This is a genomic window from Phenylobacterium sp. (assembly GCF_041916435.1).
Lineage (GTDB): Bacteria > Pseudomonadota > Alphaproteobacteria > Caulobacterales > Caulobacteraceae > Phenylobacterium.
Genome location: NZ_JAYRZM010000006.1, coordinates 430,071 through 448,649, shown reverse-complemented (window position 1 = coordinate 448,649; position 18,579 = coordinate 430,071). Strand labels below are relative to the sequence as shown.

Sequence of the window (18,579 nt, the reverse complement as noted above, 5' to 3'; positions counted from 1 at the left end):
CGCCCGCCACCCCCAAGGCCGCCGCGCCGAAGAAGACCGCCCAGCGCGCCTCGCCGCAGGACGCGCCGGCCAATCCGGTGGAAGTGGTGGGCCAGACCCTGGAGCGCGCGCTCGACCCGCTGGCCAGCGCCCTGAAGCGGGCGGCCCTGAAGCGGGCGGACAAGGAAAGCCGCCAGTTCGCCGCGGCCCCGGCGCAGCCGGCTGCGGCCGCGACGCAGGCCAAGGGCGCCCTGCCGGTCTCGCCGCTGGCCGTGCCGTTCCCGAAGATCCCGCCGATCGCGGGGGTGGAGCTCGCCACCGGGCGGGCCGGCTTCTACAAGCACGACCGGCAAGACCTGCTCGTGATGCGCTTCGCCGAGGGAACCTCGGCCGCCGGGGTGTTCACCCGCCACACGGTGGGCTCGGCGCCGGTGGACTGGTGCAAGCGCCAGCTCGCCGCCACCAAGGGGGCCGACGTGCGCGCCCTGGTGGTCAACGCCGGCTGCGCCAACTCCTTCACCGGCCGGCCGGGGATGGACGCGGTGCGCCGCGTCGCCTCGGCGGTGGGCAAGCGCTTCGACTGCCGCCAGCGCGACGTGATGATGGCCTCCACCGGCGTGATCGGCGTGCTCCTGGACGACGCCAAGATCACCGCCCGGCTGGCCGAGGTGGAGCACCGGCTGGCCGAGGACAACTGGGCCGCCGCCGCCCACGCGATCATGACCACCGACACCTTCCCGAAGGGGGCCTACGCCGAGGCCAAGATCGACGGCGAGACCGTGCGCATCGCCGGGATCGCCAAGGGCTCGGGGATGATCGCGCCGGACATGGCCACCATGCTGGCGTTCGTGGCCACCGACGCGGCGATCTCGCCGACGGCCTTGCAGACGCTGGCCAGCCTCTACACCCGCACCACGTTCAACTGCGTGACGGTGGACGGCGACCGCTCGACCAACGACACGCTCCTGCTGTTCGCCACCGGCCAGTCGTCGGCGCCGAAGATCAGCCGGGCCGGCGACAAGCGCCTGGCCGACTTCCGCGAGAAGCTGGAAGGCGTCCTGCTGGACCTGGCGCTGCAGCTCGTGCGCGACGGGGAGGGGGCGACCAAGTTCGTCAAGATCAACGTGACCGGCGCCGAGAGCCCGGCCTCGGCGCGCAAGATCGCCCGCACCATCGCCGAGAGCCCGCTGGTGAAGACCGCCTTCGCCGGCGAGGACGCCAACTGGGGCCGGATCGTGATGGCCGTGGGCCGCGCCGACGAGCCGGTGAACCGCGACGACCTGTCGATCCGGTTCGGCCCGCTGGTGGCCGCCCAGGACGGGATGATCGCGCCCACCTACAACGAGGCGAAGATGAGCGCCTACATGAAGAACGCCGAACTGGAGGTCAGCGTCGACGTGGGCGTGGGCCGCGGCTCGGCGAGCGTGTGGACCTGCGACCTGACCAAGCAGTACGTGGCGATCAACGGGGATTACCGGAGCTAGATCGCTCCGGTTCCCGGCCGGCGCTTCCCTGAACAAGAAAGCCTGGGTCCCCGCTTTCGCGGGGATGAGCGCAGGCTCAGTCCAGCGGGCTCCAGCGGGCGGGCTGGGGCTTGCGCTTGGGGCCGCGGTAGGCGTTGGAGGCGGCGACGGCCGCGGCCGGGCCGTTGGCCTGCTGGCCGCCGGTCTTGGCCTTGTTCGGGCGGCGGCGGCGCTTGCGGTTGGCCGCGGGCAGGTCGGCCGCCGTCTCCGGGCGATGGCCGCCGGCGCGATGGTGCGGCTCGTGGCGTTGCGAGCGGCCGCCCTGGCCGCGCGTGTCGGGCCGGTCCGGCTTGACGCCGGTGACCTCGGGCAGGGCCGCGGTGGCCGCGCCGAGCTGGCGGTCGTTGCGCCGGTCGAACGAGGGGATGGTCTGGCGCGTCACCTTCTGGATGTCGCGCAGGAGGTTGCGCTCGTCGTCGGCGCAGAAGGCCACGGCCGAGCCCTTGGCGCCGGCGCGGGCGGTGCGCCCGATCCGGTGGACGTAGCTCTCCGGCACGTTGGGCAGTTCGTACTGGACGACGTGGGTGACGCTGTCGATGTCGATGCCGCGGGCGGCGATGTCGGTGGCGACCAGGGCGCGGACCTCGCCGGCCTTGAACGCCGCCAGCGCCCGCTCGCGCTGGCCCTGGGACTTGTCGCCGTGGATCGAGGCGGCCTCGACGCCCACCTGCACCAGGCCCTTGGCCACGCGGTCGGCGCCGCGCTTGGTGCGGGTGAAGACGATCACGCGGGTGAAGGACGGATCGTCGAACAGCTCGGCCAGGAGGGCGCGCTTGCGCTGCTGCTCGACAAAGACGACCTGCTGGTTCACGCGCTCGACGGTGGTCGACTGCGGGGTCACGGAGACCTTCAGCGGATCATGCAGCAGGCCGCCGGCCAGGGCGCCGATCTCGGCCGGCATGGTGGCCGAGAAGAACAGGTTCTGCCGGGTCTTGGGCAGGTGGGCGACGATCTTCTTGATCGGCTGGACGAAGCCCATGTCGAGCATCTGGTCGGCCTCGTCGAGGACGAAGATCTCGGTTCCGGTGAGGACGGCGCTCTTCTCGCCGAGGTGGTCGATCAGGCGGCCGGGCGTGGCCACCAGGATGTCCACGCCGCCGGCCAGGGCGCGCATCTGCGGGCCGTACTTCACGCCGCCGAAGATCACGGCGACGGACATGCCCAGGTGGCGGCCGTAGGCCTTGAAGCTGTCGGCGATCTGGGTGGCGAGCTCGCGGGTGGGCGAGAGCACCAGGCAGCGGCAGCCGCGGCGCGGGGCCGCGCGGCGGTCCTCGGCCAGGCGGTGGAGGATGGGAAGGGCGAAGGCGGCGGTCTTGCCGGTGCCGGTCTGAGCGATGCCCAGGAGGTCGCGGCCGGCGAGCACGCCGGGGATGGCCTGGGCCTGGATCGGCGTGGGCTTGTCGTAGCCCTTGTCGGCCAGCGCCTTCAGGAGGGGCTTGGAAAGGCCCAGGTCGGAAAACTGAGTCAAAGCGATGTCTTTCGCACATGCGCCACGTGCGGCCGCTCACATGCCGTGAGGGTCGCGAAGGGCGCGGAAGTTGGGGAAGCGCCCCGCGTGGCCGGGCGATCTATGAAATCTTCAGGGCGCTCAACAGGCTGGGCCCGAGGAAGGACCCCTCACGCGGCTGGAGCGCCGATAGCGCCTATTTGGCGCGGCCCTCACATCGGCCTTCGGCGCTGCAAAGTCAAGTTGCTGCGGCGCAAAAGCGACAAGCTGTTGCATTCCGGGCGCATCGGGGGAATGGAGCGGCATGGCTGAGAAGAAGATGCTCCTGGTCGCCGCCGCCGCCCTCGTCGACACCGACGGGCGGGTGCTGATCTGCCAGCGCCCGAAGGGCAAGCAACTGGCCGGGCTATGGGAGTTTCCGGGGGGCAAGGTGGAGCCGGGCGAGACGCCGGAAGCCTGCCTGATCCGCGAACTCAACGAGGAGCTGGACATCGTGGTGACCGGCGCGTGCCTGGCGCCGTTCGTTTTCGCCAGCCACGATTATGAATCCTTTCACCTACTTATGCCCCTTTATCTGTGTCGGCGCTGGTCTGGCGTCGTCACGGCGAAAGAACATGAGGCGCTGGCATGGGTGAAGCCCTCGAGACTCGGAGACTATCCGATGCCCCCGGCGGACGCGCCGCTGGTCGCGTGGCTGCGCGACCTGCTGTGAAGCGTTTCGCCCGTGACGCGCGCGGCGCCACGGCCATCGAGTACGCCCTGCTGATCGCGATCCTCGGCCTGGGGATCATCACGGCGGCCAGCACGCTGAAGAACCAGATCTACAACTCGCTGGGCAACACCACCAACGCGATGGCCAGCGCCGCCGCCGGGAGCTGATCGCCCTAGGGCTGGTCGTCTCCGCGCGGAACGCTGACTTCCTCGACGCCGAGCGCGTCGGCCAGGCGCATCTTGGCCGAGCCGGGCTTGAGCGGCTTCTGCTGGCTCTCGTGCGGCGCCCAGCCGGTGAGGGTGAGGATCTCGAAGGTGGCCGGGATCTTGCCGTCGGCCTCGGCGAACCTTTCCAGATAGATCTCGCTGGCGCGGCCGATCAGGGCGCGGGTGAGCGGCTTGGGATGGCGTTCGGCGAGGACGTTGGTCTCGCCCATGCGCCGCAGGTCGGCCATCAGCATCAGGGGGTGGCGGTAGCGCACGGTCACCCGGTCGACGTCGGCGACGGGCAGGGCGAAGCCGGCCCGCTGCAGAAGGCCCGCGGCGTCATAGGCGTCGGCGAAGGGCGAGACGCGCGAGCCGGCGCCGCCCAGGATCTCGGCCTCGGCGGCCATCAGCGACTGGCGAAGCTCGGTCAGGGTGGCGCCGCCCAGGAGCGCGCCGATGAACAGGCCGTCCGGCTTCAGCGCCCGGCGGATCTGGATCAGCGCGCCGACCACGTCGTTGGCCCAGTGCAGGGAGAGGGTGGAGACCACCAGGTCCAGGCTCTCGGCGGCGAAGGGCAGGCGCTCCTCGTCGGCCACCAGGCGCGCGCCGCCGCGCCCGCCGAGCATCGGCAGCGACAGGTCGGCCTCGACCAGGCGGCCGACGCGGGCGGCCGCGTCGCTGGCCTCCAGCGCCTGGCGGAAGACGCCGGTGCGCGCGCCGAGGTCGACGGCCAGCGGGAAGTCGCGCAGGATGGTCTCCAGGCGCGCGACGGCGTCCTCGGCGGCGCGGCGCTTGAGGAAGTCGGCGTCGGGAAAGCCGGCGGCGGCCCGGTCCAGGCGCTTCCGGTGCAGGCTGCGGTCGAAGATTTGGGGCGGGGCGGATGAAGTCGGGGCGGGCATGAGCCTGCAAGATGGGCCTTCGGCGGGCGGCTGGAAACCCGCCGTGAGCGCGGCCTTGCGCGGCGCCCTGGACCTGGTGTTTCCGCCGAGGGCGCTGGACGACGGGCCGGCGCCGCTGAGCGGCGGCTATTCGGCCGACGCCTGGAGCCGCATCAGCTTCCTGGACGACCCGGTGTGCGACGGCTGCGGGACGCCCTTCGAGTTCGACCTGGGGCCTGGCTCCGTCTGCCCGGCCTGCGCGGCCGGGCCTCGGGCGTTTTCGCGGGCGCGGGCGGCCTGCCTCTACGACGAGGCCTCAAGTCCCGGCATCCTGCAGCTCAAGCACGCCGACCGGCTGGACCTGGCGCCCCTGTTCGCCCGCTGGATCTCGCGGGCCGCGCGCGAGCTGATCGCCGAGGCCGACGCGATCGTTCCCGTGCCCATGCACCGCTGGCGGCTGATGGCGCGGCGCTACAACCAGGCCGCCGAGATCGCCCGGCCGCTGGCCCGGCTGTCGGGCAAGCCCTACCTCGCCGACGCGCTGCGGCGGACGCGGGCGACGCCCAGCCAGGCGGGCAAGTCCGGCTCCGGGCGGCGGCGCAACGTGGCCGGGGCCTTCGTCGTGCCGGACCGGCTGGCGGGCCAGGTCGCCGGGCGTTCCATCCTGCTGATTGACGATGTTCTGACCACCGGCGCCACCGCTGAGGGCTGCGCGCGGGCGCTTCTGGCCGCGGGGGCGACGCGCGTAGATGTCGCAGTGGTCGCCCGGGTGAAAGAAGCCGCTAACTGACCATATGACATTGTAGCGACAGGCATTATGTAACCAGAGCCATGAGCAAGGTCACGATCTACACCAAGCCGTTCTGCCCCTACTGCATCCGCGCGGTCGACCTGTTGACCAAGAAGGGCGTGAAGTTCGACGAGATTTCGGCGGCGTTCGACCCCGACAAGCGCCGCGAGATGATGCAGCGCTCGGGCCGTTCGACCTATCCGCAGATCTTCATCGGCGACACCCACGTCGGCGGCTGCGACGACATGATGGCGCTGGAGCGCGAAGGAAAGCTCGACCCGCTGCTGGCGGCGGCTTGAGCCGCGTGCTGAAGGTCGGCCTCGTGCAGACGCGCACGCCGGCGACCCAGGCCGGCGCGCTGGCGCACGTGCTGCCGCTGGTGCGCGAGGCGGCCGAGGCCGGCGCGGAGCTGATCGCCACGCCCGAGGGCGTGAACATCCTGCAGAAGGACCGGACCAAGCTGTTCGGCCAGCTCGCCAGCCTGGAGGACGACGCCTGCGTCCTGGGGCTGCGGGAAGCGGCCGCGGACCTGGGCGTGTGGCTGCTGATCGGCTCGGCCCTGGTCAAGCGCGAGGACGGCAAGGCGGCCAACCGTTCGGCGCTGGTGTCGCCCAAGGGCGAGATCACCGCCACCTACGACAAGCTGCACATGTTCGACGTGGACCTGCCCACCGGCGAGACCGCGCGGGAATCGGCGCTCTACGAGCCGGGCGACGCGGCGGTGATCGCCGAGGCGGCGGGGGCGAAACTGGGCCTGACCATCTGCTACGACGTGCGCTTTCCGGCGCTGCACCGGACGCTGGCGCTGGCGGGCGCCCAGGTGCTGACCGTGCCGGCGGCCTTCACCCGCCCGACCGGCGAGGCGCACTGGGAGGTGCTCTTGCGCGCGCGGGCCATCGAGACCGGCGCCTTCGTCATCGCCCCGGCGCAGGGCGGCTTCCACGAGGACGGGCGCGGCACCTACGGGCGCACGCTGGCCGTGGCGCCCTGGGGCGAGGTGATCGGCAAGCTTGACCATGACGAGCCCGGCGTGCTGATCGCCGACCTCGATCTGCCGCAGTCGGCCAAGGCCCGCGCGGCGATCCCGAACCTGAAGAACGCCCGGGCCTTCAGCGGCCCCCTGCAGTAAGCCCATGATCCGCTACGCGCTCATCTGCGAGCATGACCACGCGTTCGAGGGCTGGTTCGGCGCCTCCGGCGACTTCGACGACCAGCTCGAGCGCGGCCTCCTGGAATGCCCGGCGTGCGGCTCCAAGGCCGTGCGCAAGCAGATCATGGCCCCGGCCGTCGCCGGGACCAAGCGCACCACGCCGGACGCGCCGCCGCAGATGCGGGCCATGATGATGGAGGCCATGCAGCGGGTGCGCGCCCACGTGGAGGAGAACTTCGACTACGTGGGCGACGCCTTCGCCAGCGAGGCCCGCGCCATCCACGAGGGCCGCTCGGAGGACCGGGGCATCTATGGCGAGGCCAGTCCCGGCGAGGTGAAGAAGCTGGTGGAGGACGGCGTTCCGGTGGCGCCCCTGCCGGCCGCCGCGCCGAAGAAGACGCAGGTGAACTGAGCCCGAGCGGGCGCCATTGCCGGGCGCCGCCGCCGGCCCTAGGGTCGCCTCTTCCAGATTCCGGGGGAGGGCCGCCCAATGATCCGCAAGATGTCCGCCGCCGCCGTCGCGCTCGCGACCGCCGGCCTCGCCCAGGGGGCGCACGCCGCCGACCTGACGCCCGACCAGGCCGACTTCCGCTCGCTCTACAAGGAGCTGCTGGAGATCAACACCACCCTGTCGGTGGGAAGCTGCACCGCCGCGGCCGAGGCCATGGCCGCGCGGCTGAAGGCGGCCGGCTATCCGGACAAGGACATCCAGATCCTGGCGCCCGACGACCGGCCCAAGGCGGGCAACCTGATCGCCGTGCTGCACGGCAAGGACCCCAAGGCCAAGCCGATCCTGCTCTTGGCCCACATCGACGTGGTGGAGGCCAAGCGCGAGGACTGGGAGCGCGATCCCTTCAAGATGGTGGAGGAGAACGGCTACTTCTATGCGCGCGGCGCCAGCGACGACAAGGCGATGGCCGCCTCGATCACCGACGCGATGATCCGCTACAAGAAGGAAGGCTTCAAACCGCGCCGCGACATCAAGCTGGCCCTGACCTGCGGCGAGGAGACTCCGGACACGTTCAACGGCGTGTCCTGGCTGATCAAGACCCATCCCGAGGCGCTGTCGGCGGCCTTCGCCCTGAACGAGGGCGCAGGCGGGCAGGTGGACGCCGACGGCAAGCCGGTGTTCCTGGGCATCCAGGCCGGCGAGAAGGTCTACCAGGACTTCCAGCTCGTCACGACCAACCCCGGCGGCCACTCCTCGCGGCCGGTGAAGGACAACGCGATCTACCACCTGTCGGCCGCGCTGACCCGGCTGCAGAACTACGACTTCCCGGTGGCGATCAACGAGGCGACCCAGGGCCACTTCAAGGAGATGGCGGCGATCGAGGGCGGCGACACCGGCAAGGCCCTCCTGGGCGCGCTGGCCGGCGACCCGGCGGCCATCGCCGAGGTGGCCAAGGACCCGTCGCGCAACTCGATGATGCGCACCACCTGCGTCGCCACCATGGTCGACGCCGGCCACGCGCCGAACGCCCTGCCGCAGCGGGCCGAGGCCAATGTGAACTGCCGCATCCTGCCGGGCGAGAGCGTCGATTCCGTCGAGGCCAAGCTGGTCCAGGTGTTCGACGATCCGAAGATCGCCGTGACCGCCGTCGGCGAGCGCAGCCCGGTGACCCCGCCGCCGCCGCTGACCGACGCCATCGTCGGGCCGGTGAAGACGGTGGCCGCCCAGCTCTGGCCGGGCCTGCCGCTGGTGCCGGCCATGGCCACGGGCGCCACCGACGGCCGCTTCCTGAACGCCATCGGCACGCCGACCTACGGGCTTTCGGGCATGCTGGGCGACAAGGACGGCCAGGGCGTGCACGGCCTGAACGAGCGCATCCGCGTCAAGTCGCTCTATGACGGCCGCGAGTTCCTCTACCGGGTGGTGAAGATCTACGCCAACGCCAAGGGCTAGGCCCTAGAACGTCCGGCGCAGGCCGACCGACAGCACCGCGCCGCGTCCCTGCACGCGCCCGCGCTGGCTGGCTGTCACCTGCGCGGGCGTGCCGGCGTAGAACACCGCGTCGTGGGTGATGGTGCTGTTGTCGAAGTCGATGTAGGCGGCCGCCACGTCGAGCTTGGTGGCGGGGCCGAGCTGGGCGGTCGCTCCGGCGGCGTAGAGCCAGCGGTCGCCGTCCGGCACGCGGGCGGTGCGCTCGCCGTCGGGCGTGGGCGTGGGGTCGTACTGCACGCCCGCCCGCAGGGTCAGGCGGTCGTTGAGCGCATAGTCCACGCCGACCGCGCCGGAGGTGGTGTCCCGGTAGTTCTGCTCCATGACCTGCCGGCCCGCGGCCGTGTCCACCGTGATCGCGTCGAACTTGCTCCAGCCGAAGCGCTGGACCTGGGCGTTGAGCGTCAGCTTGTCGGTGGCCCGCCAGCGCGCGCCGACCGTGGCGATCCAGGGCGTCGTGAAGCTCGCCGAGCCGGCGAGGTCGGCGTTGGCCGCGGCCAGCGGGCCGACCAGGCCCATGACCAGCACGCGGCCGTCCAGGTCGTGGTCCATGGCCGAGCGGTAGCTGGCGCCGAGCGACCAGTCGCCGAAATGGGCCTGGGCGCCGGCCGTCCAGCCGTAGTTCCAGCCGTCGCCTTTCAACTGCGACACCCCGTCGGGCAGCAGCGGCGAGAGGTTGGGATAGGCGGTGGTGAGCTTGGCGTCGGTGTATTCGGCGTCGACGCCCACGCCCAGGTCGAGCCAGTCGGTCGCCCGCATCGCCCCGGTGAGCTGGATGTCGGCGGTGTTCAGCCGCGAGGTCAGGGCGTCGTACCGCGCCCAGGCGGTCGGCTCGTATTCGGTGGTGAAGTTGTACGGCGCGGCCACGCTGAGCCCGAGGGCGAAGCGGTCGCCGAGGGGCGCGGCGATGGCGAAGTTCGGCGCGACGCCGTCCTGGATCGGCTTGAAGGCGCGCTCCTGGCCGACCGTCGGAACCGTGGCGCCGCCCGGGTAGGTGACGGTCGAGCCGGCGTCGCTGACCTTTGAATCGATCAGCACGCCGTGGACGCCGACATAGACCTCGCGCGGGGAGCGGGCGATGGAGGCCGGGTTCCACCACAGCGAGGCCGGGCCCTGGTCGGCGGCCTCGCCGGCGTAGGCGCGGCCGAGCCCGCGGACGGACTGTTCCTGAAGGTAGAAGCCGGCGGCGTGGGCCTGCGAGGCGGCGCCGACCCCGGCCGCGCAGGCCAGGGCGAAGAGGATCTTGGGAGGCATGGAGGAGCTGCTCCGGTACTGAGGCCCGATGGGCGATGCCTCTTAAGTGCGCAAACCGCCCAGGCGTTGCGCCCCGGCGCGACGCCGCGTGCGGGCTTGATCCCTCATGGCTGGTGCGCCACCGTGGCGCGGGGTATCGGGGGGCTAACACCATGACGAGTGTGCGGATCCGGCTGGGCGGCCTGCTGGCGGCCTGGGTCGCGGTGTTCTGGATCGCCACGCCGTGCGCGGCCGCGCCGCTGGAGGCCTACGGCCGATTGCCGAACATCGAGACAGCGGCGATCTCGCCCAGCGGCGACTGGCTGGCGGTGATCTGGACCGACGGCGAAGAGCGCAAGGTCGTCGTGCAGGATCTGCGCACGGGCAAGCTGGAGCGCGCGCTGGACGCGGGCCAGGCCAAGGTGCGCGGGCTCGAATGGGCCGACGACAAGCACCTGCTGATCACCGGCTCGACGGCCAAGATGGCCGTCGACGTGCTGTCGGCCCGCCGGGAATGGTACATGGGCTTCGTCTACGACCTCGAGCACAACCGGCTGAAGCCGCTCATGGGCAGGGTCGGCGATTCGATGAACGTGATCGCGTCGGCCCCGGTCGTGCGCATCCTCGACGGCAAGCCCTACGCCTTCGTGCAGGGCGTCCATTTCGTCGGCGGGCGCGGGCGGCTGTCGCTCTACAAGGTCGATCTGGAGACGGTGACGGCCCAGGTCTTCGAGAACGGCTCCGACGACACCCAAGACTGGGTGGTGAGCGCCGACGGCCGGGCGGTCGGCCAGGCGGAATACGACCCGGAGGCGGCGCGGTGGTCGCTGAAGGTGCGCGGCGACGGCGACCGCTGGCGCGTGGTCACGACCCAGCAGGCCTATGCGGACTGGCCGGACCTGCCGGGGCTCGGCCGCGACGGCGCGTCGGTTCTCGTGGCCGACTACACGGACGGCAAGGCCGACCTTCGCGAGATCGCGCCGGACGTCGGCGAATGGGTCGAGCCCTTCACGACCGAACCGCTGGGCGAGGACCTGTGGGATCCGGCCGACCATCGGCTGATCGGCTTCCACGGGCTCGTCGGCGACGAGGACCGCTACGAGTTCTTCAATCCCCGCGACCAGAAGATCTGGGCCGCCGTGCAGCGCGCGTTTCCGAACAACCGGGTGCTGCTGGTCAGCTCGTCGGCCGATCGGCGCCGCTTCGTGGTGCTGTGCGATTCGCCGACGGACGGGCCGGCCTACGCCCTCGTCGACCTGACCACCAAATCGGCCAAGTGGCTCGGCGTGGTCTACCAGGGCCTGACCGCGGCGGACATCTCGCCGGTCAGGCCGATCCGCTTCAAGGCCAAGGACGGGCTGGAGCTGAGCGGATACCTCACCACGCCGAAGGGGCGGGCGGCCAAGAACCTGCCGCTGGTGGTCTTCCCGCACGGCGGCCCGGCCTCGCGGGACACGCCCGGCTTCGACTGGTGGGCCCAGGCCATGGCCTCGCGCGGGTACGCCGTGCTGCAGGTGAACTTCCGCGGCTCCGACGGCTTCGGCTGGGACTTCCTGAAGGCCGGCTTCGGCGAGTGGGGCCGCAAGATGCAGACCGACCTGTCCGACGGGGTGCGCTACCTGGCGGGCGAGGGGGTCATCGATCCGAAGCGGGTGTGCATCGTCGGCGCCAGCTACGGCGGCTACGCGGCGCTGGCCGGCGCGGCGCTGGACCGCGGCGTCTACCGCTGCGCCGCCTCGGTGGCGGGTCCCTCGGACCTGCGGCGCATGGTGATCTGGTCGAAGCGGCAGAACACGGTGGCCGCGGAGCGCTACTGGTTGCGCTTTATGGGCGCGGATGATCGCGACGATGAGAAGCTCGCTGAGGTCTCCCCCGCCCTGCACGCCGAGCAGGTAGACATCCCGATCCTGCTGATCCACGGCCGCGACGACACGGTGGTGCCGCTGGAACAGAGCCAGGTGATGGCCAAGGCGCTGGAGAAGGCCGGCAAGCCGGTCGAGTTCATCGTCGAGAAGGGCGAGGACCACTGGCTGTCGCGCGGCGAGACGCGGCTGCAGATGCTGCAGGCGGTCGTGGCGTTCCTGGAGAAGAACAACCCGCCGAACTAGGCCCCCGGCCTTCCCCGAGCGCTGCGCGCCGGCTGGCAGGTTGCGTCCGCCAAGAGATGGCAGTAAGAGTGCCAATATAACGCGAACGCCCCGGGAGGATGCGATGACCACGGCCAAGATCGGCAGGACTTTGGCGGATTCCACGCCCTACTGGCCGGACGCGCCGCGACCGCCCAAGGGCGCGCCGAACATCCTGGTGGTGCTGTTCGACGACGTGGGCTTCTCGGACTTCGGCTGCTACGGCTCGCCGATCGCCACGCCGACCATCGACGGCCTGGCCGCCCAGGGGGTGCGCTACACCGGCTTCCACACCACGGCGATGTGCTCGACCACGCGGGCGGCGCTGCTCACCGGGCGCAACCACCATTCGGTGGGCGTGGGGTGCCTGGCCAACTTCGACAGCGGCTATCCGGGCTATCGCGGCAAGATCTCCAAGGAGGCCGGCACCCTGCCGGAGATGCTGCGCCCGCACGGCTATCGCACCTACATGGTCGGCAAGTGGCACGTGACCTCGCTGACGGAGACCGGGCCGACCGGGCCGTTCGACGGCTGGCCGCTGGGCCGCGGCTTCGACCGCTTCTACGGCTTCATGGACGCCGAGACCGACCAGTATTCGCCCGAGCTGGTGCGCGACAACACGCCGATCGACGCGCCGGCCGGCTACGCCGACGGCTACCACCTGACCGAGGACCTGGTGGACGAGTCGATCCGCTTCCTGGCCGACCACCAGGCCAATGCGCCGGACGCGCCGTGGCTCCTGTGGCTGGCGTTCGGCGCCTGCCACGCGCCGCACCAGGCGCCGCAGGACATCATCAAGAGCTATGACCCGGTGTTCGCCCACGGCTGGGACGCCGAGCGCGAAGCGCGCATGGCGCGGCAGAAGGCGATGGGCGTGGTCCCGGCCGACACCCAGATGCCCGCCCGCAACGACGGGGTGCGCGCCTGGGACGAGCATGGCGAGGACGAGCGGCGCGTCTTCACCCGCCTGCAGAGCGCCTTCGCCGGGATGCTGGACCACACCGACCGGCACCTGGCGCGGCTGGTCGCCTTCCTGGAGGAGACCGGCGTCAAGGACGACACCCTGATCTTCGTGCTCTCCGACAACGGCGCCAGCCAGGAGGGCGGGCCGCTGGGCTTCATCAACGCCATGGGCCCCTACAACATGAAGTTCGAGCCGATGGACGAGAAGCTCGCCCGGATCGACGACATCGGCGGGCCCGACACCCACTCCAACTTCCCGCACGGCTGGGCGATGGCCTCGAACACGCCGCTGCGCCGCTACAAGCAGAACACCCACGGCGGCGGCATCCGCGACCCCCTGATCGTGTCCTGGCCCAATGGGGTGAAGGCGCGCGGCGAGCTGCGCCACCAGTTCTGCCACGCGAGCGACTTCGCGCCGACCGTGCTGGAGCTGGTGGGCGTGGAGCCGCCGGCCAGCGTCAACGGCGTGGCGCAGAAGCCGATCGAGGGCCAGAGCTTCGCCGCCTCGCTGAACGACCCGGCCGCCCCGCGCCGCACCCGGCCGCAGTACTTCGAGATGTTCGGCCACCGGGGCCTTTGGAAGGACGGCTGGAAGGCGGTGGCCTTCCACCCGCCGAGCTCGTCCTTCGAGGACGACAAGTGGGAGCTGTTCCACCTGGACGCCGACTTCTCGGAGACCAACGACTTGGCTGGGGCCGAGCCGGAGCGGCTGAAGGCGCTGGTCGACGAATGGTGGAAGCAGGCCGAGGCCTGCCAGGTGCTGCCGCTGGACGACCGCTTCGGGCCGCGCTTCGCTGAGAACGCCCAGCGCTTCCACGGGCCGCGCAAGCGCTTCGTGTTCCACGCCGGCATGGGCCACCTGCCCACCGACATGGCCCCGGACGTGAGGAGCCGCACCTATCGCATCGAGGCGGACGCGACGATCCCGCCGGACGGCGCCGAGGGCGTGCTGATCGCCCACGGGGACGCCACCTGCGGCTATTCGCTGTTCCTGAAGGGCGGGCGGCTGCACCACGTGCTGAACGTGGGCGGCAAGCTGATCGAGGTGGTCTCCGACCGGCCGGTTCCGCCGGGGCCGCGCAAGCTGGGGGTGATCTGCCGCCAGGGCCAGCCGCGGCGCTTCACCCTGACCATCGACGGCGAGGCGGCCGGCGAGGTGGAGACTCCCTACGGCTTCGCCACCCTGATCTCCTGGTCGGGCCTGGACATCGGCCGCGACCGGGGCAGCCCGGTGGCCGACTATCCGGCCCCGTTCAGCTTCACCGGGACGCTGCGCAAGGTGACGGTGACCATGGACGAGGACCAGACGCTGGACGGCGAGGCGGTGGGCGCCGCGGAGATGGCGCGCCAATAGGCGAGACCGCGCGCGGCCATCGCCTGCCGCGCGCGGGGACTCGAATTGTTCAGGGTTTGCAGGTTCTATCGTGACGCGTAAGTTCGAGTCGTTCTCAGTCGCTGGGTGTCGCGGTGCGAGAAGCGGAGGAATCGGACAAGTCCGCTGACGTCCACGACCTGGTGGGCGAGGAAGGTCGCTATCGGGCGATCTTCGACACGGCGGTGGACGCCATCGTCGTGATCGACGAGATGGGCGTGGTCCGCGCGCTCAATCCTTCCGCCCAGACCCTGTTCGGCTATGACGCCGCCGAGGTGATCGGCCAGAATGTCAACATGCTGATGGCCGAGCCCTACCGCAGCGCTCACGACGGCTATCTCGACCGCTACCGCCGCACGGGCGAGCGGCGGATCATCGGCGTCGGCCGCGCCGTGAGCGGCCAGCGCAAGGACGGCTCCACCTTCCCGCTGGAGCTGTCGGTGGCCGAATGGCGCGAGAACGGCGAACGGTTCTTCACCGGCATCATGCGCGACGTGACCGAGCGCACGCGGACCGAGGAACGGCTGCGGCTGATGGTCAACGAACTCAACCATAGAGTGAAAAATACGCTCGCGACGGTGCAGTCGGTGGCCCTGCAGACCCTGCGCAACGCCGTCTCGCTGGACAGCGCCCGCACGGCGCTGAACGAGCGGCTGCTGGCGCTGGCCAAGGCCCATGACGTGCTCACGCGCGAAAGCTGGGACGGGGCGGACCTGGCCGACATCGTCGCCTCGGCGATCGAGGCGCACGGCGCGGCCGCCCGCGTGAAGGCCGAGGGGCCGCATGTGCGCCTGCAGCCCAAGCCGGCGGTGGCTCTGGCCATGGCGCTGCATGAGCTGTTCACCAACGCGGCCAAGTACGGCGCCCTGCGGCACGATGACGGCGTCATCCACCTCACCTGGTCGGCCGGCGGCGCGCCCGGCGCCCTGCGGCTGGTGTGGCAGGAGCACGGCGGGCCGGCCGTGGCGCAGCCCAAGCGCCGCGGGTTCGGCGCGCGGCTGATCGACGGCCTGGCGCGGGACATGGCCGGCGCCGCCACCCTGGAGTTCCGTCCCGAGGGGCTGCGCTGCGTGGTCACCGCCGGCGACGTGGAGGACGGCGCGTCCGAGGCGCCGGGAGGGCTGCGCGCATGATCGTGGACGCCAAGCGGGCGCTGGTCATCGAGGACGAGGCCATCGTCGCCATGCTGATCGAGGACCTCTTGCAGGACCTGGGCTGCGAAATCGCCGGCTCGGCGGCGACGGCCTGCGAGGCGGTGCGGCTGGCCCGCACCTGCGAGGCCGACTTCGCGCTCCTGGACGTCAACCTGGGCGACGGACAGACCTCGGCGGCGGCGGCCGACGTGCTGCGCTGCCGGCGCGTGCCCTACGCCTGGCTCACGGGCTACGGCGTGCAGGGCGTGCCCGCCGGCCACGACGACGTGCCGCTGCTGACCAAGCCGATACACCTGGGCCTGCTGGCCGCCGTGGTCCGCGGCTTCGGCTGAATCCCGCGAAGGCGCGCCGATCGGGCTGTCGCCGACTTGTGTTGCGAATAAGCCACACTACATCCGGAACGTCGGGATTGCGCTTGGTCAAGGCGATCCCGGCGAGTCCGCCTAACGAGGGGAGCCCATGAACATCGATCTCTATTCCGATCGCGCCAAGCAGGCGATCCAATCCGCCCAGAGCCTGGCGCTCGCCCGGCGCCACCAGCAGCTCGCGCCCGAGCACCTGCTCAAGGTGCTGCTGGAGGAGAAGGACGGCCTGTCCCGCGCCCTGATCCAGAGCGCCGGGGGACGGCCCGATCAGGCCGACAGCGCGGTCGAAGCCGCGCTCGGCAAGATCCCGAAAGTGGAGGGCGGCTCCGGCCAGCTCTACATGAAGCCTGAAATGGCCGGTGTCTTCGCCCAGGCCGAGGAAGGCGCCAAGAAGGCCGGCGACGCCTTCGTCACCACCGAGCGCCTGCTGATCGCCATCGCCGGCGAGAAGGGCGCGGCCGCCGACGCGCTGAAGTCGGCCGGCGCCACCGTGGCGGGCCTGGAGGAAGCGGCCAAGGCCGTGCGCAAGGGCCGCACCGCCGACAGCGCCTCGGCCGAGGAAGGCTACGACGCGCTCAAGCGCTACGCCCGCGACCTGACCCAGGCGGCCAAGGACGGCAAGCTGGACCCGGTGATCGGCCGCGACGAGGAGATCCGCCGCACCATCCAGGTGCTGTCGCGCCGCACCAAGAACAATCCCGTGCTGATCGGCGAGCCCGGCGTCGGCAAGACCGCCATCGTCGAGGGCCTGGCCCTGCGCATCATCAACGGCGACGTGCCCGAGAGCCTGAAGGACAAGAAGCTGCTGTCGCTCGACATGGGCGCCCTGATCGCCGGGGCGAAGTACCGCGGCGAGTTCGAGGAGCGGCTGAAGGCGGTGCTGAACGAGGTGACCGCGGCCGAGGGCTCGATCATCCTGTTCATCGACGAGATGCACACCCTTGTGGGCGCGGGCAAGTCCGACGGGGCGATGGACGCCTCCAACCTGCTCAAGCCCGCCCTGGCCCGCGGCGAACTACACTGCGTGGGCGCGACGACGCTCGACGAGTACCGCAAGCACGTGGAGAAGGACGCCGCGCTCGCCCGCCGCTTCCAGCCGGTGTTCGTCGAGGAGCCCTCGGTGGAGGACACCATCTCCATCCTGCGCGGCCTGAAGGAGAAGTACGAGGTGCACCACGGGGTGCGCATCTCCGACAGCGCCATCGTGGCCGCCGCGACGCTCTCGAACCGCTACATCGCCGACCGCTTCCTGCCGGACAAGGCCATCGACCTGGTGGACGAGGCGGCCAGCCGCGTGCGCATGGCCGTGGATTCCAAGCCCGAGGAGCTGGACGAGATCGACCGGCGCATCGTGCAGCTCAAGATCGAGCGCGAGGCCTTGTCCAAGGAGACCGACGCGGCTTCCAAGGCCCGGCTGGAGAAGCTGGAGGAGGAGCTCGACGACCTGGAAGGCCAGTCCGCCGAGATGACCGCCCGCTGGAAGGCCGAGAAGGAGAAGGTCGGCCAGGCCGCCCAGGCCCGCGAGGCCCTGGACCGGCTGCGCGCCGAGCTGACGGCGGCCCAGCGCCGCGGCGACCTGCAGCGCGCCTCCGAGATCGCCTATGGCGAAATCCCGACGCTGGAACGGCGCCTGGAGGAAGAGGAAGCCGAAGGCGCGCAGGAAGCCCTGGCGCCGGAGGTGGTCGACGCCGAGCAGATCGCCGCGGTGGTCAGCCGCTGGACCGGCGTGCCGGTGGAGAAGATGCTGGAGGGCGAGCGCGAGAAGCTGCTCACCATGGAAGACAACCTGCGCAAGCGGGTGGTCGGCCAGGAGGAGGCCCTGCAGGCCGTCTCCGACGCGGTGCGCCGCGCGCGGGCGGGCCTGAAGGACCCGAACCGGCCGATCGGCAGCTTCCTGTTCCTGGGCCCGACGGGCGTGGGCAAGACCGAGCTGACCAAGGCCATGGCCGAGTTCCTGTTCGACGACGAGACCGCGGTCACGCGCATGGACATGAGCGAGTACATGGAGAAGCACTCGGTGAGCCGGATGATCGGCGCGCCTCCCGGCTACGTCGGCTACGACGAAGGCGGGGCGCTGACCGAGGCGGTCCGCCGCCGGCCCTACCAGGTGGTGCTGTTCGACGAGGTGGAGAAGGCCCACCCGGACGTCTTCAACGTGCTGCTGCAGGTGCTGGACGACGGGCGGCTCACCGACGGCCAGGGCCGCACGGTGGACTTCCGCAACACCCTGATCATCATGACCTCGAACATGGGCTCGGAGTACCTGGCCAACCAGCCGGACGGCGAGGACGTGGAGGCCGTGCGGCCGATGGTGATGGACGTGGTGCGCCGCCACTTCCGGCCCGAGTTCCTGAACCGGATCGACGAGATCATCCTGTTCAAGCGCCTGGGCCGCGGGGAGATGGACTCCATCGTGCGCATCCAGCTCGACCGGGTGGAGAAGCTGCTGGCCGACCGGCGCATGCAGATTTCGCTGGACCCGGAGGCGCTGCACTGGCTGGGCGACAAGGGCTACGACCCGGTCTACGGCGCGCGCCCGCTCAAGCGGGTGATCCAGAAGGAGCTGATGGACCCCATCGCCCGCAAGCTGCTGGCCGGCGACCTGGAGGACGGATCGGTGATCCACGTCGGCGCCGGGCCCGAGGGCCTGGAGATCGGCCGCGCCCAGGTGCACTGAGCGCGACCTCCATGGCTAGCTGACGACAGGCCCCTCTCGCCGCCCGGCGGGAGGGGCTTTTCGCA

At 71.1% G+C, this 18,579-nt stretch carries 16 protein-coding genes; 13 read left to right on the top strand and 3 right to left on the bottom strand.

Going from position 1 to position 18,579, the window contains the following annotated elements; translation table 11 throughout:
- The first annotated feature begins 77 nt into the window (after positions 1-77).
- Positions 78-1,463: a bifunctional glutamate N-acetyltransferase/amino-acid acetyltransferase ArgJ gene (gene argJ, locus ACE3TA_RS19050; RefSeq protein ID WP_374575949.1), complete on the top strand. Its 1,386-nt coding sequence runs from the start codon at positions 78-80 to the stop codon at positions 1,461-1,463.
- Between the two features lie 76 nt (positions 1,464-1,539).
- Here argJ and ACE3TA_RS19045 read toward each other — a convergent pair whose 3' ends face one another.
- The gene (locus ACE3TA_RS19045; RefSeq protein WP_374575909.1) at positions 1,540-2,970 is read right to left on the bottom strand and encodes a DEAD/DEAH box helicase; all 1,431 of its coding nucleotides are present in this window, start codon (positions 2,968-2,970) and stop codon (positions 1,540-1,542) included.
- A 283-nt stretch (positions 2,971-3,253) separates the two neighbouring features.
- Between ACE3TA_RS19045 and mutT the strand changes: the two genes are divergently transcribed.
- Both mutT and ACE3TA_RS19035 read left to right on the top strand, forming a co-directional pair.
- The gene (mutT, locus tag ACE3TA_RS19040) at positions 3,254-3,661 is read left to right on the top strand and encodes an 8-oxo-dGTP diphosphatase MutT (protein WP_374575908.1); all 408 of its coding nucleotides are present in this window, start codon (positions 3,254-3,256) and stop codon (positions 3,659-3,661) included.
- Positions 3,658-3,828: a Flp family type IVb pilin gene (locus ACE3TA_RS19035; RefSeq protein ID WP_374575907.1), complete on the top strand. Its 171-nt coding sequence runs from the start codon at positions 3,658-3,660 to the stop codon at positions 3,826-3,828. The genes mutT and ACE3TA_RS19035 overlap by 4 nt, the downstream gene beginning before the upstream one ends.
- Before the next feature lie 5 nt (positions 3,829-3,833).
- On the opposite strand, the gene ACE3TA_RS19030 is transcribed toward ACE3TA_RS19035, so the two are convergent.
- On the bottom strand, positions 3,834-4,766 hold the full coding sequence (locus ACE3TA_RS19030) for a methyltransferase domain-containing protein (RefSeq protein ID WP_374575906.1): 933 nt from the start codon (positions 4,764-4,766) through the stop codon (positions 3,834-3,836).
- Between ACE3TA_RS19030 and ACE3TA_RS19025 the strand changes: the two genes are divergently transcribed.
- From ACE3TA_RS19025 to ACE3TA_RS19005, 5 genes are all read left to right on the top strand, one after another.
- Positions 4,765-5,535 carry a ComF family protein gene (locus ACE3TA_RS19025; RefSeq protein WP_374575905.1) on the top strand — a complete coding sequence of 257 codons (771 nt, stop codon included), beginning with the start codon at positions 4,765-4,767 and terminating at the stop codon, positions 5,533-5,535. The genes ACE3TA_RS19030 and ACE3TA_RS19025 overlap by 2 nt on opposite strands.
- A gap of 41 nt (positions 5,536-5,576) precedes the next feature.
- A complete protein-coding gene (grxC, locus tag ACE3TA_RS19020) occupies positions 5,577-5,834 on the top strand; it encodes a glutaredoxin 3 (protein ID WP_374575904.1) in 258 nt (85 codons plus the stop codon).
- Complete coding sequence (locus ACE3TA_RS19015; RefSeq protein ID WP_374575903.1) at positions 5,831-6,664, top strand: carbon-nitrogen hydrolase family protein; 834 nt, start codon at positions 5,831-5,833, stop codon at positions 6,662-6,664. The genes grxC and ACE3TA_RS19015 overlap by 4 nt, the downstream gene beginning before the upstream one ends.
- Before the next feature lie 4 nt (positions 6,665-6,668).
- Positions 6,669-7,097 (top strand): DUF1178 family protein, encoded by a 429-nt coding sequence (locus ACE3TA_RS19010; RefSeq protein ID WP_374575902.1) that lies wholly within the window; start codon positions 6,669-6,671, stop codon positions 7,095-7,097.
- A 78-nt stretch (positions 7,098-7,175) separates the two neighbouring features.
- Positions 7,176-8,588 carry a M20/M25/M40 family metallo-hydrolase gene (locus ACE3TA_RS19005; RefSeq protein WP_374575901.1) on the top strand — a complete coding sequence of 471 codons (1,413 nt, stop codon included), beginning with the start codon at positions 7,176-7,178 and terminating at the stop codon, positions 8,586-8,588.
- 3 nt (positions 8,589-8,591) lie between these two features.
- Here the strand turns inward: ACE3TA_RS19005 and ACE3TA_RS19000 are convergent, their stop codons facing one another.
- Positions 8,592-9,878 carry an OmpP1/FadL family transporter gene (locus ACE3TA_RS19000; protein WP_374575900.1) on the bottom strand — a complete coding sequence of 429 codons (1,287 nt, stop codon included), beginning with the start codon at positions 9,876-9,878 and terminating at the stop codon, positions 8,592-8,594.
- Positions 9,879-10,030: 152 nt separating this feature from the next.
- Between ACE3TA_RS19000 and ACE3TA_RS18995 the strand changes: the two genes are divergently transcribed.
- From ACE3TA_RS18995 to clpB, 5 genes are all read left to right on the top strand, one after another.
- Positions 10,031-11,965 carry an alpha/beta fold hydrolase gene (locus tag ACE3TA_RS18995; RefSeq protein ID WP_374575899.1) on the top strand — a complete coding sequence of 645 codons (1,935 nt, stop codon included), beginning with the start codon at positions 10,031-10,033 and terminating at the stop codon, positions 11,963-11,965.
- A gap of 103 nt (positions 11,966-12,068) precedes the next feature.
- Complete coding sequence (locus ACE3TA_RS18990; protein WP_374575898.1) at positions 12,069-14,300, top strand: arylsulfatase; 2,232 nt, start codon at positions 12,069-12,071, stop codon at positions 14,298-14,300.
- A gap of 113 nt (positions 14,301-14,413) precedes the next feature.
- Entirely contained in the window at positions 14,414-15,451 is a 1,038-nt protein-coding gene (locus ACE3TA_RS18985; RefSeq protein WP_374575896.1) for a sensor histidine kinase, read from the top strand.
- Positions 15,448-15,804, top strand: a complete 357-nt coding sequence (locus ACE3TA_RS18980; RefSeq protein ID WP_374575895.1) for a response regulator — start codon at positions 15,448-15,450, stop codon at positions 15,802-15,804. The genes ACE3TA_RS18985 and ACE3TA_RS18980 overlap by 4 nt, the downstream gene beginning before the upstream one ends.
- 127 nt (positions 15,805-15,931) lie before the next feature.
- Positions 15,932-18,514, top strand: coding sequence for an ATP-dependent chaperone ClpB (clpB, locus tag ACE3TA_RS18975; RefSeq protein ID WP_374575894.1), 2,583 nt, complete (start codon positions 15,932-15,934; stop codon positions 18,512-18,514).
- Positions 18,515-18,579 lie beyond the last annotated feature (65 nt).